This window comes from Mycobacterium sp. 050128 (assembly GCF_036409155.1).
GTDB lineage: Bacteria > Actinomycetota > Actinomycetes > Mycobacteriales > Mycobacteriaceae > Mycobacterium.
Genome location: NZ_JAZGLW010000001.1, coordinates 2,386,889 through 2,401,821, shown reverse-complemented (window position 1 = coordinate 2,401,821; position 14,933 = coordinate 2,386,889). Strand labels below are relative to the sequence as shown.

Sequence of the window (14,933 nt, the reverse complement as noted above, 5' to 3'; positions counted from 1 at the left end):
ATGCAACTCACCTTCGACGCCGAGGTCGAAGCCTTCCGCGCGGATTTCGTCGCGTTCCTCGACGAGCATCTGCCGACGCCGGCACAGGCCGCGCAGCGGCCGTCGTCGACATCACATGTGCCTGAGTGGTCGCGCCGCTGGCAGCGGCTGCAGTTCGACCACGGTTGGCTGTTGCCCGGAAATCCGCCCGAATTCGGCGGGCGCGACGCGAATATTCTGCAACAGTTCGTCCACCGCGAGGAGCTGGCGCGGCGCCGGATCTATCACTGCTTCAATCCCCAGGGCGTCGGCATCATCGCGGCGTCGCTGCTGTCCTTCGGGACCGACGAGCAGAAGCAACATTGGGCGGTGCCGATTCTGCGCGCCGACCTGACCGCGTCCCTGGGTATGAGCGAACCTGGGGCCGGCTCCGACCTGGCTGGCCTGTCGACCAAGGCCGAGTTGGTCGGCGATCACTTCGTGGTCAACGGGCAGAAGGTCTGGACCTCTGGCGCTCATGACGCCGACGTCATCCTGACCTTCGTTCGCACCGACCCAAACGCCCCGAGGCACAAGGGAATAAGCGCGCTGCTGATTCCCACCGATACACCCGGGCTGGTGTGTCGTCCGTTCCCGTCGGTCTACGACCGCGACGATCTGGACTTCAACGAAGTCTTCTTCAACGACGTTCGGGTACCCGCGGAGAACCTCGTCGGACCGCTCCATCAAGGCTGGCGGGTCGCGAATGGCTCACTCGGTCATGAGCGCACCTTGATGTGGATGGCCTTCGCGAACCGGTTAGAGCAGCTTCTCGAGGACTACCGCCCGGCGGACGCGGTGAGCGCAGACCACTACGCCACCATCGCGATGGACTACTGCGCACTGCGGCTACTTGGCTCGCGAGCACTGGGGCGGGCGGCCCGCGGCGACGTCGACGTGGCGGCCATGTCCGTGCTGAAGGTCTTCGGTTCCGAGGCCGAGCAAAACGCACTCAGGCATGCGCTGGACGGAGCGGGCATCGACGGATTGCGCGACGCGGCGCTCTCGGCGCCGTATAACCCGTACGCGCCCAACGTGTTTACCGCCAGCTGGTTCACCCGCTACATCAGCAGTTATGCGGGCACCATCGCGGGCGGTACGTCGGAGATTCAGCGCAACATCATCGCCCAGCGGGTGCTGGGACTGCCGTCGCGCTGATCACAACGCCGGACACAGCGACGACAGAAACTCCTGGGTCCGGCGTCGCGACTCGGTCCGTTGCGTTGCGTCCTTGCCCAGCAGGACAATTCGCGCCGCCAGATCGGTAGCGCCCGCTTCGCGATAGCGGCGCAGCCGGGCCAGGATCGCGGATTCGTCGCCCGCGGCCATGGTGTCACCGACGTCCTGGGCATCGCCGTGTTCGAGCAGTCGCACATAGTTCGGCGAGAAGTCGGCGTGCCCGAGCACCTCGCTGGCGTAACCGCGAGCCTCGTCTGCCGCGTCGTGGGCGCACAGGGCGACCGGAACTCCGGCGACGATACGCGGGGCGGGCCGCCCGACGCGGTTGGCCGCCTGGGCGATGCGCGGGACGACGTGGTCGCGGATCGCCCGCTCGTCGGCCATCCAGAGCACGGTGCCGCCGGCTCGCTCGCCGGCAAGCCGCAGCATCGTCGGACCCAACGCGGACAACAGAATTGGAACCCCATAGCTGTCGGTGACGTCCAGCGGCGAGTGGACGTGATAGCTGTTGTTGTCGACGGCGACCGTGCCCGGCCCGGCGAACGACGCTTCGAGTACCTCGAGGTAGTCGCGGGTCAGGCGGACCGGGCGGTCGTAGTCCAATCCGAGTTGGCCGTTGACGATCCAATGATGTGACGGTCCGATCCCCAGCGTGAATCGTCCGCCGCACGCGATCTGGGTGGTCAGGGCTTGCTGCGCCATGATCATCGGATGGCGGGTCTGGATGGGTACGACCGCCGTCCCGATTTCGATGCGCTTGGTCGCCTGCCCGATCAGTGTCACGGCGGTCATCGCATCGAGATAGCCGGGCACCTGGGGCATCCAAAAAGAGGCGAACCCGTCGTTTTCGGCCGCGACAGCATCGGCGATCAGCCCGGCCAACCGGTCGGCACGCGCGCGCTCCTTGTCGGAGCCGACCATCAAGCCGATGCGCATGCGGCCCTCTCGCTACGGGACATACCGATCCCACTCGTACGGCACTACCGCGAAAAACGGCGCGGCAAAAACTGGTTCGATGTCCGATTCGGCCCAACGCACCTGGAGTACTGGTCGCAGCCGCTGCGCGGTGGCGACCGGGTCGTCGTCGAGAAAGCAGTAGGTAATCGACTGATTCCCTTGAGCGTTCGCCAGACCCGCGTCGACCTGGCGCGACAGCGCCGACCACACGCCGGCGACGCCGTCGACTTCGACCAGCGGGTTCGGTGCCGCCGATCCCCGCTCGACCACCACGTACGCACCCCGCGCGGGCAGCCAGGGCAACACATCCGACCCGATCTTGACCCGCGGCGCCGCCGCACGGCTGCGAACTTCGTACACACCGCGCTCCACCGGCGGTAGTAGGGACAGTTTGCGCCCGGCATTGCCCAGCGCCGTTGACAATTCGTTGAAGCCCTGAAGTCCCGCCGCATCGGTGAAGAAGTACGTCATCACGTGATCGACCGCGTCCAACGGGCCGCCGCTGACCGCACGCGCGGCGCGGCAGGCCGGTGTGGACACCAGCCGCATCGAGGCGCGCACCGCGGCGAGTCGGTGTTGCTCAGGACGGTGGTCAAGGGTGTGCCAGCGCAGATAGTCGGAATCGGTTCCGTCGGGATGACGAGTCGCCATCGAGACGAACAATGTGGTGATCTCGCCACGCCCGGCGGCGAGGATATCCGCGACGTCGTCGGATGGCGTGCCGGGAAGCTGCATCGCGTTCGTCCTTAGGGTGTTGTCGAATCATGCGGGGGCAGGGCGATTCCCGGGTGACGGGCCTCGATCATGCGCCGGAAGCCGTCGCGCCAGGGCACCTTGGTGCGGCCGAGCACGTCGTGCATGTGAGTGACATCCGGCCATAGCGGCGGATGTGCCTGGTCGGTGTATTCGAAGATCGGCTCGACGCCGACCAGCTCGCCCATGAACGTGCAGTAATCCTCGACGCTGACCGTCTCGCTGCCGGCCCAGTTCACCACGACCGGCGGCACGGTGGCGACTTCCATGGCGCGGATGCCGAGCTCGATATAGTCGTCTTCGTAGATCGGGTTGTAGTTGTTCGGCTTATCGGGATACAGCCGAATTGGCTTGCCCGCCAACATCGCATCGAGACGGTCGGCCGGCGCACCGCCCTGGGGGCCGTACGTCGAACAGATCCGGATGATGCTGAGCGGGATCCGATAATGCTTGGCAATCCACGTACACACCGCCTCGGCGGCAACCTTGGACATGCTGTAGTTCGCCCGCAGCGGCACCCCCGGCGGATCGGATTCGGTCAACGGCCGCTGCCCCTGGTAGGCGTAAATCGAGCCGGTGGAACAGAACACGAATCCCTTGGCGGTGCGGCAGTGGTGCAGCAGTTCGCCGGACATCTGTGCGTTGGTTTCGATGCAGCGGTTCCAGTCCTCCGCGCCAGGGTCCACGGCCGCGTGAAATACGTAGCTGAAATCGTCAGGTAGACCGGAGAAGTCGCCGGCGCTGATGTCCAGCGCGATGGGCAAGATGGCGGCGTCGACGAGTTTTTCCCGGTCCGCGGGATCCCTCAAGCGAGCGGCGCCCCACACCTCGTTCCCCGCTTGGGCCAGGGCGCGCGCGATGGGGAACGCGATCTTGCCCGTCGCCCCGGTGATCAGGATCTTCTCCGCGTCGAGCAATAAGTCCTCCCAATGTGAAGTACTTGATACGCCGGGTGGCAGCATAACTCCGGCCAACCGGACATGGGACAGGTGGCCGGGCTCGCTGTTGTATCGCCCGCACGTCGTTCGACGTGGTCGTGGCGATATCAACGGAATAAGCTGAAACCAGCCGAGGCCAGAACAGCTCCAAAAGGAGGCCCGCCATGGGGTGGTTTATTCGTCGCCTGACCGCCGCCATTGCGGTCGTTTTCGGGGCAATGGCGGTCGAGGTGATCGCGACGCCGGCTGTGGTGATCGCGGCGCCTGGTATCGGCGGGGCGCAGTGCCAGTCCGCCAATATGTCGTGGAACGACGCGACCGGCGAGTGCAAACCGCCGCCGCCGGCGCCCGCGTGGTACGTAGCCCCGCCGGCATACGCGCCGTCGTTTGCCGGGCAAGACGTGCCGCCCCCACCGCCACGGCCGTGGTGGTCACCGAACGATCCGATGTGGAGCGTCGGCTTTCACCAGTGGGGTGCCTATTTCGACGGCGCCTGGGTGCCGTACTGACGGCCGGCGGTCGTCGTCCTACCGCCGGACCACGCCGTCTGGATCACGCCGGCTTGGCAGTGATAACGTAATTCTCCGATTCGTATAACGGCCCTACCGAATTGGTCGTTCGGCGCACCGGAGGTGACGTGTCAGCAGCACCGGGCCGCCCATTGCCCCTGGTCACGCAGGAGAACGAGTTTTTCTGGACCTCGGGTGCCGACGGAAAGCTACGACTGCAGGAATGTAAGGCCTGCGAATCCCTGATCCATCCGCCGGCGCCGGTGTGCCGTTATTGCCGGTCGTTGGATATCGGGGTGCGCGCGGTTTCCGGCCGGGCGACGCTGGCCGGCTTCACCATCAACGAGCGGTTCAGCCTGCCCGGGCTGGTCGCGCCCTACGTGATCGCGCAGGTTGCGATCGCCGAGGACCCGCGGGTGCGATTGACCACAAACATCGTGGACTGCGAGCCCGATCAGCTCGAGCTCGGTCAACAGGTCGAGGTCGTCTTCGAGCATGTCGAGGACGTGTGGTTTCCGCTGTTTCGGCCCATCCCCGACGCCGAGCCCGCGCCGCTGCCGATCGACGAGATCGCACCGGAACGCTTCGGCGAATACGTGCGTCCGATGCTCACCACCGACAAGTTCGAAGACAAGGTCGCGTTGACCGGGATCGGCATGTCACCGATCGGCCGGCGACTGATGCAACCGCCGCTGGCGCTGACGGTGCAGGCGTGTGAGGCCGCGATCGCCGACGCCGGCCTGACCTATGCCGACATCGACGGACTGTCCACCTACCCCGGCGCGCTCAACGTCGGCGGATTCGGGGAGGGCGGGGTCACCGCTCTCGAGGGCGCGCTGGGCATTCGGCCGACCTGGCACAACGGCGCGATGGAGACGTTCGGCCCGGGCGGATCGGTGATCGCCGCGATGCTCGCGGTCGCCTGCGGGCTGGCGCGTCACGTGCTCTGCTTCCGGACGCTGTGGGAAGCCACCAACGGCGAGCTGATGAAGCAGGGCAAGATCGCCCCGACCCAGGGATCAGCGGGCCGGATGTCGGGCTGGCAGATGCCATTCGGCGCCACCTCGGCAGCGCACACCTTGGCGATGAACGCCCAGCGGCACTTCCACCGATACGGCACCACCAAAGAAACGCTGGGCTGGATCGCGTTGAACCAGCGGGCCAACGCCGAGCTCAACCCCACGGCCATCTACCGGACCCCGATGACGATGGACGACTACCTCAACGCGCGGCCCATCACCACACCGTTCGGCCTCTACGACTGCGACGTGCCGTGCGACGGCGCGATCGCCGTGATCGTCTCCGCCGTCGATGCGGCCCGTGATATGGCCAAGCCCCCGGTCCTGGTCGAGGCGGTCGGAACGCAGATCGTCGAGCGACTCGACTGGGACCAAAGCACTTTGACCCACGAGCCGCAGGCGCTGGGTCAGGCGGCACACGTGTGGACGCGCACCTCGCTGCGACCTGCCGACGTCGACGTCGCCGAGCTGTACGACGGGTTTTCGTTCAACTGCCTGACCTGGATCGAGGCGCTGGGCTTCTGCGGAATCGGCGAGGCCAAGGACTTTCTGGACGGCGGCAAGAACATCGCGCGCGACGGGCAGTTGCCGCTCAACACCCACGGCGGCCAACTGTCGCATGGCCGCACCCACGGCATGGGCCTGATGCACGAGGCGATCACCCAGCTGCGCGGCGAGGCGGGCGACCGTCAGGTCGCCGATGCCCGGGTCGGTGTGGTCAGCAGCGGCGGCCTCACTCCCAGCGGGGTGCTCCTGCTGCGGGCCGACACATGAGCGATGCCGCGCCGACTCCGCGACCCCGGCTGGTGATCGTCGACGGGGTGCCGATGTCGGCGGTGGTCGCCGAAGCCCCTGATCCCAAGGCCGTGATCGTGGCCATCCACGGCGGCGGCACCACCGCGGTCTATTTCGACTGCCCCGGCCATCCGTCGTACTCGTTCCTTCGCACCGGCGCGGCGGCGGGATTCACCGTGGTGGCGCTCGACCGGCCCGGCTACGGCAGTTCGGCGCCCTACCCCGAGGCGATGGCCGAGGGCGACCAGCGCGTCAACCTGGCATATGGTGCGGTCGAACGCATCATCGGCGAACGACCAAGCGGCGCAGGTCTGTTCGTGATGGGCCATTCGGGCGGCTGCGAGCTGACGATACGGATGGCTGCCGACGAGCGCGGCGCCGATCTGCTCGGCATCGAGTTGGCCGGAACCGGCCGGCACTATCACCCCGCGGCCAAAGAAATACTCAAGACAGCGACGCGAGAACGCCGCCCGTCGGGCATGCGCGACCTGCTGTGGAGCCCGGAGACCATGTATCCGCCCGAGGTCCTCGGCGGCGCGACGGTGTCCCCATCCGCTCCCTCCTACGAGGACCAGATGGTGTCGGACTGGGCCCGTCAAACCTTCCCCACGCTGGCCCCCGCCGTCCGGGTGCCGGTGCAATTCAGTATCGCCGAGCACGAAAAGGTCTGGCAGACCGACGATTCGGCGGTGCAGGAGATCATCTCGATGTTCTCCGGCGTGCCGCGCTTCACCGTGCACCGGCAACCTAACGCGGGCCACAACATCAGCCTCGGCCACTCCGCCCCGCAATACCACGCGAAGGTTCTCGGGTTCGCCGACGAGTGTGTGGCCGCACGTTCAGCGGACGGGGAGGCCGCCGGATGAGAGTCGGATTCATCGGCTTGGGCAGCCAGGGTGGCCCCATGGCCCGGCGGATCGTCGAAGGCGGCTTCGCGACCACGCTCTGGGCGCGCCGGCCCGCAACGGTTGAGCCGTTCGCCGACACCTCGGCGGAAATCGCGTCGTCACCGGCCGAACTCGCCGCGGCCAGCGATCTGGTCTGCCTCTGCGTGGTCGGCGAGGCCGACATCGAGGAAATCGCCACCGGTGAACAGGGGTTGCTCGCGGGCCTCAAGTCGGGCAGTGTGATCGCGGTACACAGCACCGTGCACCCCAACACCTGCAAGTCGCTCGCGAAAAAGGTTGGCAGTAAGGGTGTTTCGTTGCTCGACGCCCCGGTCAGCGGCGGCGGTCCGGCCGCCGCCGAGGGACGTTTGATGGTGATGGTCGGCGGTGAAACCGACGCCGTCGAGCGCTGCCGTCCCGTCTTCGAAACCTATGGCGATCCCGTCGTCCACCTCGGCGAACTGGGCACCGGCCAAACCACCAAGCTGCTCAACAATCTGCTGTTCACCGCGAACCTGGGAACCGCGGCCACCGCGCTTTCGCTGGCGCAGTCGCTCGGCGTCGCAGCGGAGCGGCTCGTCGAAGTCGTCTCACGCAGCAGCGGAAACAGCTTCGCACTCAATGTCATTGGCGGAAGCGACGGCCTGGACCGGTTGGCCGGCGTGGCAGGCACGTTGCTGCAGAAGGACGTGCGGCTGATCGTCGACCTCGCCGAGGCGGCCGCCGCTCGCGGGGGCGCCGTCCTCGATGCGGCCGACGCCGCGCTGACACTGATGGATCACCCGAGGTGAAAGTCGGGTTCGTCGGCGCCGGGCGGATGGGCCGTGCGATGGTGGCGCGTCTCACCGCGGCCGGCCACGACGTCGGGGTGTTGGTCCGCGATGCCACGGATGACGCGAAGCGCCACGATCTCGAGCGGCTGGGCGCAACCGTGGTGAACGAGATGACCGACGCCGCCGCGCAGGCCGATGTGGTGGTGCTCTGCGTCTTCACCGACGAGCAGGTGCGCCAGGTCTGCCTGGACAGCCCGCTGCTGTCGGGCATGCCGGCGGGCTCGACCCTGGTGGTGCACACCACGACCAGCCCGAAAACAATCGAGGCCGTCGCGGCGCAGGCGGGCCATGTCGAGGTCGTCGATGCGCCGGTCAGCGGCGGCCCGCATGACATCGCGGCGGGCACCCTCACGCTCTTCGTCGGCGGCACGGGTGACACCGTGGCCCGACTGCAAACGGTATTGGGCTGCTACGGCGACCCGGTGCTGCACGTCGGCCCGCGCGGCGCCGGTCAGACGGTGAAGCTGGTCAACAACGCACTGTTCGCCGGCCACATCGGGCTGCTCGCCGAGTCCATCCGGCTGGGCGAGCGCCTGGGCGTTCCGGAATCGACGCTGCTGGGCGCATTGGCGCAGGGCAGCGCCACCAGCCGGGTGCTCGACATTGTGGCCGCGACCGGCTCGATCGCGGGGTTCATCGAGGTGGCCGGGGAATTCGTCGGAAAAGATGTGGCCGTCGTGCGCGACATCGCCGCGGACCTGGGTGGCGACCTCGGCGCCCTCGACGACGTCATCGAAGTCCTCGATGTCGGCGGAAAGGTTTGACATGTCGACACTTCGGTTCTTCCCGGTTCGCGACGAAAGCGCTACCGTTAGCGTTACAGTCAGGCATTCAATCGTAACGGTTCCAGCCCGCCCCCACCCTCGCCGCTGAGGAGCATGTCAGTGACAAAACCGAAAGTTCTCTTCGATCCGTACTCCGACGACTATTACAACAATCCGTTCGAGATCTATGCGCGGATGCGCGAGGACGCGCCGTTGTACTACGACGAGAAAGAGGACTTCTACGCGCTGACCCGCCATGTTGACGTGGCGGCGGCTTTCAAAGACTTCGAGACGTACTCCTCGGCGCGCGGCTGCGATCTGGCGATGGTGCGCCGGGGAGTCTCGCCGGAGCAACGGTCGATCATCTTCATGGACCCGCCCGACCACCGGCACATGCGCAGCCTGCTCAACAAGGCGTTCACGCCTCGGGCCGTCCAATCGCAGCGCGAAACGATCATCGAGGTGGTCGACAAGTACCTGGGCGCCTGCGATCCGGAGAACTTCGATGTGGTGCAAGACTTCTCCGGGCCGTTCCCGGTCGAGGTCATCACCCGGATGGCCGGCGTGCCGGAGGAATACCGCCAGCAGGTGCGGCACTGGATCGACACCAGCCTGCATCACGAACCCGGACAGATCGAGGTCAGCGAGGCCGGAATGCAGGCCAATATCGAGACCGCGATGTATTACTACGGTCTGATTCAACAGCGGCGTGCGGACCCACAGGACGACATGATCAGCAGGTTGATCGCGGCCGAGATCCCCACCGAAGACGGTCCGCCCCGCAAACTCGACGACATCGAGATCTGCGGGTTCGCAACCCTTCTGGGCGGCGCCGGCGCCGAGACCGTCACCAAACTGATGGGCAACGCGGCAGTCATCTTCGCCCGGCACCCCGACCAGTGGCAAAAGCTGCAGGACGACCGCGAGAAGATCCCGGGGGCGGTCGAAGAGTTATTGCGCTACGAGGGGCCGGTGCAATACAACGTCCGCTACACCCTCAAAGAGGCACATGTCAGCGGCGGCGTGATTCCCCCCTTCAAGCCGGTATTCCTGTGCGGAGCATCGGCCAACCGCGACAGCGATGCTTTCACCGACGCCGACACGTTCGACATCGAGCGCGACCAGACCGAGGCGCAACATCTCGGCCTGGGATATGGCATTCACAGCTGCCTCGGTGCCGCTCTGGCCCGCTTGGAAAGCAGGATCGCGCTGGAGCGATTGCTGGACTTCATGCCGCGCTACGAGGTGGACTGGTCGGGGTGCAAGCGGGTAAACATGCAAAACGTTGCGGGCTGGAAGAGCGTGCCCGTCAAAGTCCTTCGATAAGGGGGCCGCGATGGCGAGGAAAATCGAGGTCGATTGGGGACTCTGCGAGAGCAACGGTGTCTGCATGGGCATCAACCCCGACATTTTTGAGCTCGGCGATGACGACATGCTGACCGTTCACACCGAAGAAGTCACCCCGGAGAACGAGGCGGACGTGCGCGAGGCCGTCCGTCAATGCCCTCGGCAGGCAATCGCGATCGTCGGAGAGTAGCGGTCAGAATCCGGAGAGGATGACCGCGTTGCAGTCGGCGGCCGCCTGGCGCAGTTTGGCAGCCTTCTGGTAGCCCTCGGATTCGTACCAGGCGCGGGCGGCGTCGACGGATTCGAACTCCAGCACGACGGTCTGGTCGCCGTGCCAGTCGCCCTCGATGACTGTCGGCGCGGTGTCCACCGCGAGAATGGTGGCGCCGCTCATCGCCGAGCCGGCGGCCTTACCGTAGGCCTTCATACCCTCTGGGTCCTTGATGGCCTCGGTGAGGATGACGTATCCCTTGGGCACTGGGTCTCCTTATTCGCCGGTGTATTTCGTTACTTCTCGCTGATCGCCTGCTCGGGGCAGCACTCGATGGCTTCCTGAGTGGCGGCTTCCAATTCCGTTGGAACATCGGAATCTATCGCTTCTGCGTAACCGTCATCGGTCAGGCTGAACACGTCCGGACAAAGCGTGAGGCACATACCGTGGCCGCGACACCGTTGGTCGTCTACCCAAACTTTCATGCCAGCGTGAACTCCAAATGCAATTCGGTCAGGCCACGCAGAATGTACGTCGGAACATATTGGTAGCGGCGGTCATTCGCCGGCCCGTGCTTCTCCTCGTTGATCCTGATGTCGGTCGTGCGATCCAGCAGCCGCTCGATCGCCACGCGGGTTTCGGCCCTCGCCAACGGCGCACCGGGGCAGCTGTGGATGCCGCGCCCGAACGAGATGTGCTGGCGGGCGTTCTTGCGGGCCGGGTCGAATGTGGTGGGGTCTTCGAACCGGCGCGGGTCGCGGTTGGCCGCCGCCTGCACGATCATCACGGTGGTGCCGGTCGGCAGGTCGACCCCGCCGACAGTGACGGGCCGCCGGTTCATCCGGAAGTCGCCCTTGACCGGGCTCTCGTGGCGAAGCGACTCTTCGATGAAGTTGGGCAGCAGGCTGCGGTCCTTGCGCAACTGCGCCTGGATGTCGGGGCGCTCGCCAAGTGTCTGCAACGCCGCACCCAGCAGCCGAACCGTGGTCTCCTGGCCCGCGGAGAAGACGTTGGCGGCAACGCGCGCGACGTCTCCGACGTCCGGTATCGAGCCGTCGGGGAAGGTGGCGGTCGCCAGGCCGGTCAGCACGTCGTCGCGAGGGCTCTGCCGACGGTCGGAGACATAGTCCGAGAAAAGGCCGTAGAGGAATTCCAGCGGGCTGTGGGACAGCGACTCCTTGCCGGTGCCCCCGATGCCGCCACCCGCATGCTCGGCGATGCCCTTGACGAACTTGTCGCGGTCTTCCATCGGCACGCCCAACAGGTCGGCGATCACCAGCAGCGTGAACGGGCCGGCGAAGCCCTTGATCCATTCGCCGTGCCCGGGCGCCAGAAAGTCGTCGAGGGCCTGGTCGGCGAGCGCCCACATCGCGTCCTCGTTCTCCTTGAGGCGCTTGGGGGTGATCAGCCGCATCAGCAGCGAGCGGTGGTTGGTGTGGGTCGGCGGGTCGAGCGTGGGCAGCTGGTCGCTGAACGGCAGCTCGTCGCGATGCTCTTCGATCAGGTCGGTGATGTCGCTGTCTTCCAGACCCTCGAGGCTCACCGGGAAGCCTGGAAACGGGCCGGTCACCGAGATGCACGAGGACCAGGTCTCCGCGTCGTTTAGCACGGCGCAGGCCTCGTCCCAGCCGGTGACCATCGTGACCCCGTGGTGCTCTTCGCGGGCCACCGGGCACTGCTCGCGCAGCGACTCGTAGTAGGGGTACGGGTCCGCGATGAGCTCTTTGCCTCGGAAGAAGTCCATCTTGGAGAAGTCGTTCGTCATCTTGCTCCGTTCGAATCTCAGCAGTGAGAATGAGCCTCTCAGAGATGAGTATTAGATTTCCACACGGCGTGATCGTCGTCAACGACGGGTGCCGCTAAGCGGCGGGGACTGTGCAATGACTGCCGAAATCCGCCCAGAAGTCTGGCCGGCCGGCGCCTCAAGTCTTAGCTGGCCGGGACCAGATCGGCAGCCACCGACGGACAGGCCAGCAGTCCGCTGCGGAAGTTCTCGGTGTGACCGCTCGAGTACTCGGGCATCGCCGCGGCGGCCAGCGCCTTGGCCTTGAACGTCTGGGCGGCCATGCTCAGCCGGTGTTGCACCAGGCCGACGCTGCCATCGAGCTCCGCGGGCCAGGTGTCACCCCAGAGCGTGACTTCGGTGACGCCGTGGTCGAGGGCCTGCAAGACACCGTGGCGCACCCGCGAGTCGCAACCCATCAGATCGGCCGCGGCCGCCAGCGCCTGCGGTCGGGGACGATCGTCGACCGACGCCAGCGTGCGGTCGAGGTCGAGGGTGCGGGCACCGATGATCTGCAGCGGCCGAAGATCGGAATGGTCGGCCAGGTCGGTGAGCAAGACGGTGACGTCCCACCCGGCCATCGACCGGTCGAACAGCCATCCCCCGGCGAACCGCACCACGTCGACCACGCTGGAGGCGACGACGTCGAGCCGGTACCTCATGTCGTGCTCAGTGACTTTTTCAGTGACTTTTTCGAGGGCGCGAAGTCCCGCGCCAGCGTCTCGGCGTACTGCTTGAACACCTCGGTCAGAGGTATTGAAGGATCGAGCAACCATGTGGTTTCCATTCCGTGGACGAAGGCAAGTATCTCCACTGCCTTGATGGTGGGGTCTATGTCTGCGCGGTACCGGCCGTCGGCCTGACCGGTGCGGATCAGATGGGCGACGATGTCGACGGCTTGCCGGTGCCGGTCGAGCATCCGGTCGTGTAACGGGGCGTCGGGAAGGATGTTCTCGACCAGCAGCACGGTGAACGTGCCGACCAATTCGGGCGCGCGGTGGAATCGATCGGCGACCGCGGAGATCTGGGCCATCAGGTCGCCGGCGCGGTCGGCGTGCGAATCGTCGTCCTGATCGCGGGCGTCCAGGACCGCGTGCAGCAGCTGTTCCTTGGACTCGAAGTGATGCAGCAGCCCCGCGGGGGTGACACCGGCTTCACCGGCGATCTGGGCCAGCGTGGTGTTGCGCCAGCCGTTGCGAATGAGCAGACGCTGCGCGACCGTGAGGATTCGCTGCTTGCGGTCCTCACCTTTAGCGAGAAGCGTGTCGTAACGCCGTGCGTCGGGCACCGGGCTCCTTTGACCGATTGGTGGACTGAACCAACCTCCTGAACACACAGTAGGTTAGTTCTGGGCGCTGCACTTGTCCAGGTAAAACGTGACGGACCGAGTCGGGAAGAGGCCGGCTACCACGCCCTGGCGGGCCGAGGGCACGTGCTACAGCGCGGCGAACAACAGGTTGAGCGATTCAGCCATGGTGGGGTGGGTGAAGATAGTGTCACGCACCTCGGTGTAAGGCACCTTGCCCCGCATGGCCATCTGGACGACCGACATTATCTCCCCGGCCGAGTGACAGAACAAAGAGCAGCCCAGAATCTGTCCTGTCTCGCGCTCGACGACGGCCTTGAGTACGCCTTTGGTCTCCCCGGCGGTGTTGGCGCGTGGGATCTTCGCGGCGGTCAGTGACGCCACGGCGATCTGATACCCCTGCGCCAGGGCCTGTTCCTCGGTGAGCCCTACGCGGCCTAGTTCGGGGTCAATGAACAGTGTGTATGGCATCAGACGTCCGGCCGTGGTACGCCCGGCGCCGTAAAGGACGTTGGCCAGCAGAATCCGGTAGTCGTCCCAGGACGCGTGAGTGAACAGTGGCCCACCGTTGCAGTCACCGATCGCGTAGACGTTTTCGGCGGTGGTCTCAAGCCGGTCGTTGACGACGATTGCCCCTTGAGGGCTTACCTGAACGCCGCCGGCGTCCAATCCCAGCCCGGCGGTGTTCAGTGTGCGTCCGACCGCCACCAGGAGATGGCTGCACTGCAGCGTGTCCCTCCGCGCGTTGCGGGAGTAGGTCAGTTCGATGCCCGTAGCCGCCGCGGTGACGAAATCGGTTTCGGCGTCATCGAGGAACTCGATGCCGTCCTCCTGCAACACCTTCCGGACCTCGTCGGCGATATCGGGATCCTCCCGAGGAAGAAACCGAGCACCCCGCTGCACCACCGCGACCTCGCTGCCCAACCGACGGAACATCTGGGCGAATTCCAAGGCGATGTAGCCGGCACCGATGATGGCCAGCCGGGTGGGCAACTCCTCCAACTCCATAATCGATGTGCTTGTCAGGTAGGGCACCGTTGCCAGCCCAGGGATCGGCGGGATCGTCGTGCTGCTGCCGGTGTTGATGTAGACACGGCCGCCCCGGACGAGGCTTGTCGAACCGTCCTCGGCGGAGACCTCGATCGTCCTCGGGCCGACAAACTTCCCGGTCCCGAAGAGGAACGTCATATTGGGGGTGCCGGTGAACAGCTTCCAGTGGGCGTCGACCATCCCTTTGACCACACTGCGTTTGCGATCGACAACCCCGGCGATACTCGGACCGGCGGGCGGCACGTCCACACCGAAATCGGCTGCCCGGCTGGCGAGTTCGATCAGCTTGGCACTGGCCACCATGGTCTTGGTGGGTATGCAGGCGACGTTGATGCACGTTCCGCCGATCTGGGCCTGTTCAATCAGGGCGACGTGGTGGCCGGCATTGCCCAGGGCCACGGCCAGTGATTTACCGCCCTTCCCCCCGCCGAGCACGACATGATCGAAATCGGCGATTTGGTCAGTCACGGGGCGAGTTTAATCGCCGCTGCGGCGACTCGCGTTGCGAAGGATCCAACTTTCGGCCGGAGCCTCACTCCGGAAAACAAGCAGCTAGGTTCGTTTACCCACTCGACAGAGTCCAG

17 protein-coding genes are annotated in these 14,933 nt (G+C 65.8%); 8 read left to right on the top strand and 9 right to left on the bottom strand.

Annotated elements, in window-relative coordinates; all coding sequences use genetic code 11:
* A complete protein-coding gene (locus SKC41_RS11575) occupies positions 1–1,176 on the top strand; it encodes an acyl-CoA dehydrogenase family protein (RefSeq protein ID WP_330977759.1) in 1,176 nt (391 codons plus the stop codon).
* On the opposite strand, the gene SKC41_RS11570 is transcribed toward SKC41_RS11575, so the two are convergent.
* From SKC41_RS11570 to SKC41_RS11560, 3 genes are read right to left on the bottom strand one after another with little or no spacing between them, the layout of a single operon-like run.
* Positions 1,177–2,133 carry an LLM class F420-dependent oxidoreductase gene (locus SKC41_RS11570; protein WP_330977758.1) on the bottom strand — a complete coding sequence of 319 codons (957 nt, stop codon included), beginning with the start codon at positions 2,131–2,133 and terminating at the stop codon, positions 1,177–1,179.
* Positions 2,134–2,145: 12 nt separating this feature from the next.
* The gene (locus tag SKC41_RS11565; RefSeq protein ID WP_330977757.1) at positions 2,146–2,889 is read right to left on the bottom strand and encodes a hypothetical protein; all 744 of its coding nucleotides are present in this window, start codon (positions 2,887–2,889) and stop codon (positions 2,146–2,148) included.
* 11 nt (positions 2,890–2,900) lie between these two features.
* Positions 2,901–3,824 carry an NAD-dependent epimerase/dehydratase family protein gene (locus SKC41_RS11560; RefSeq protein WP_330977756.1) on the bottom strand — a complete coding sequence of 308 codons (924 nt, stop codon included), beginning with the start codon at positions 3,822–3,824 and terminating at the stop codon, positions 2,901–2,903.
* Between the two features lie 185 nt (positions 3,825–4,009).
* Here SKC41_RS11560 and SKC41_RS11555 point away from each other — a divergent pair, with 185 nt between their 5' ends.
* The 7 genes from SKC41_RS11555 (at position 4,010) to SKC41_RS11525 (ending at position 10,189) form a co-directional block, all read left to right on the top strand.
* On the top strand, positions 4,010–4,354 hold the full coding sequence (locus tag SKC41_RS11555; protein WP_330977755.1) for a hypothetical protein: 345 nt from the start codon (positions 4,010–4,012) through the stop codon (positions 4,352–4,354).
* 128 nt (positions 4,355–4,482) lie between these two features.
* Positions 4,483–6,147 carry a thiolase C-terminal domain-containing protein gene (locus tag SKC41_RS11550; RefSeq protein ID WP_330977754.1) on the top strand — a complete coding sequence of 555 codons (1,665 nt, stop codon included), beginning with the start codon at positions 4,483–4,485 and terminating at the stop codon, positions 6,145–6,147.
* A complete protein-coding gene (locus tag SKC41_RS11545; RefSeq protein ID WP_330977753.1) occupies positions 6,144–7,034 on the top strand; it encodes an alpha/beta hydrolase in 891 nt (296 codons plus the stop codon). The genes SKC41_RS11550 and SKC41_RS11545 overlap by 4 nt, the downstream gene beginning before the upstream one ends.
* Complete coding sequence (locus tag SKC41_RS11540; protein WP_330977752.1) at positions 7,031–7,846, top strand: NAD(P)-dependent oxidoreductase; 816 nt, start codon at positions 7,031–7,033, stop codon at positions 7,844–7,846. The genes SKC41_RS11545 and SKC41_RS11540 overlap by 4 nt, the downstream gene beginning before the upstream one ends.
* Complete coding sequence (locus tag SKC41_RS11535; RefSeq protein WP_330977751.1) at positions 7,843–8,652, top strand: NAD(P)-dependent oxidoreductase; 810 nt, start codon at positions 7,843–7,845, stop codon at positions 8,650–8,652. Before SKC41_RS11540 ends, SKC41_RS11535 begins: the two co-directional genes overlap by 4 nt.
* A 120-nt stretch (positions 8,653–8,772) precedes the next feature.
* Positions 8,773–9,978 carry a cytochrome P450 gene (locus SKC41_RS11530; RefSeq protein WP_330977750.1) on the top strand — a complete coding sequence of 402 codons (1,206 nt, stop codon included), beginning with the start codon at positions 8,773–8,775 and terminating at the stop codon, positions 9,976–9,978.
* Between the two features lie 10 nt (positions 9,979–9,988).
* Positions 9,989–10,189, top strand: a complete 201-nt coding sequence (locus tag SKC41_RS11525; protein WP_330977749.1) for a ferredoxin — start codon at positions 9,989–9,991, stop codon at positions 10,187–10,189.
* Positions 10,190–10,192: 3 nt separating this feature from the next.
* Here SKC41_RS11525 and SKC41_RS11520 read toward each other — a convergent pair whose 3' ends face one another.
* From SKC41_RS11520 to SKC41_RS11495, 6 genes are all read right to left on the bottom strand, one after another.
* Positions 10,193–10,477, bottom strand: coding sequence for a DUF1330 domain-containing protein (locus tag SKC41_RS11520; protein WP_330977748.1), 285 nt, complete (start codon positions 10,475–10,477; stop codon positions 10,193–10,195).
* A 29-nt stretch (positions 10,478–10,506) separates the two neighbouring features.
* Positions 10,507–10,695 (bottom strand): ferredoxin, encoded by a 189-nt coding sequence (locus tag SKC41_RS11515; RefSeq protein ID WP_085223765.1) that lies wholly within the window; start codon positions 10,693–10,695, stop codon positions 10,507–10,509.
* Positions 10,692–11,975 (bottom strand): cytochrome P450, encoded by a 1,284-nt coding sequence (locus SKC41_RS11510; protein WP_330977747.1) that lies wholly within the window; start codon positions 11,973–11,975, stop codon positions 10,692–10,694. The genes SKC41_RS11515 and SKC41_RS11510 overlap by 4 nt, the downstream gene beginning before the upstream one ends.
* A 164-nt stretch (positions 11,976–12,139) precedes the next feature.
* Entirely contained in the window at positions 12,140–12,655 is a 516-nt protein-coding gene (locus SKC41_RS11505) for a hypothetical protein (protein WP_330977746.1), read from the bottom strand.
* Positions 12,652–13,281, bottom strand: coding sequence for a TetR/AcrR family transcriptional regulator (locus tag SKC41_RS11500; RefSeq protein ID WP_330977745.1), 630 nt, complete (start codon positions 13,279–13,281; stop codon positions 12,652–12,654). Before SKC41_RS11500 ends, SKC41_RS11505 begins: the two co-directional genes overlap by 4 nt.
* Before the next feature lie 147 nt (positions 13,282–13,428).
* The gene (locus tag SKC41_RS11495) at positions 13,429–14,817 is read right to left on the bottom strand and encodes a mercuric reductase (protein WP_330977744.1); all 1,389 of its coding nucleotides are present in this window, start codon (positions 14,815–14,817) and stop codon (positions 13,429–13,431) included.
* Positions 14,818–14,933 lie beyond the last annotated feature (116 nt).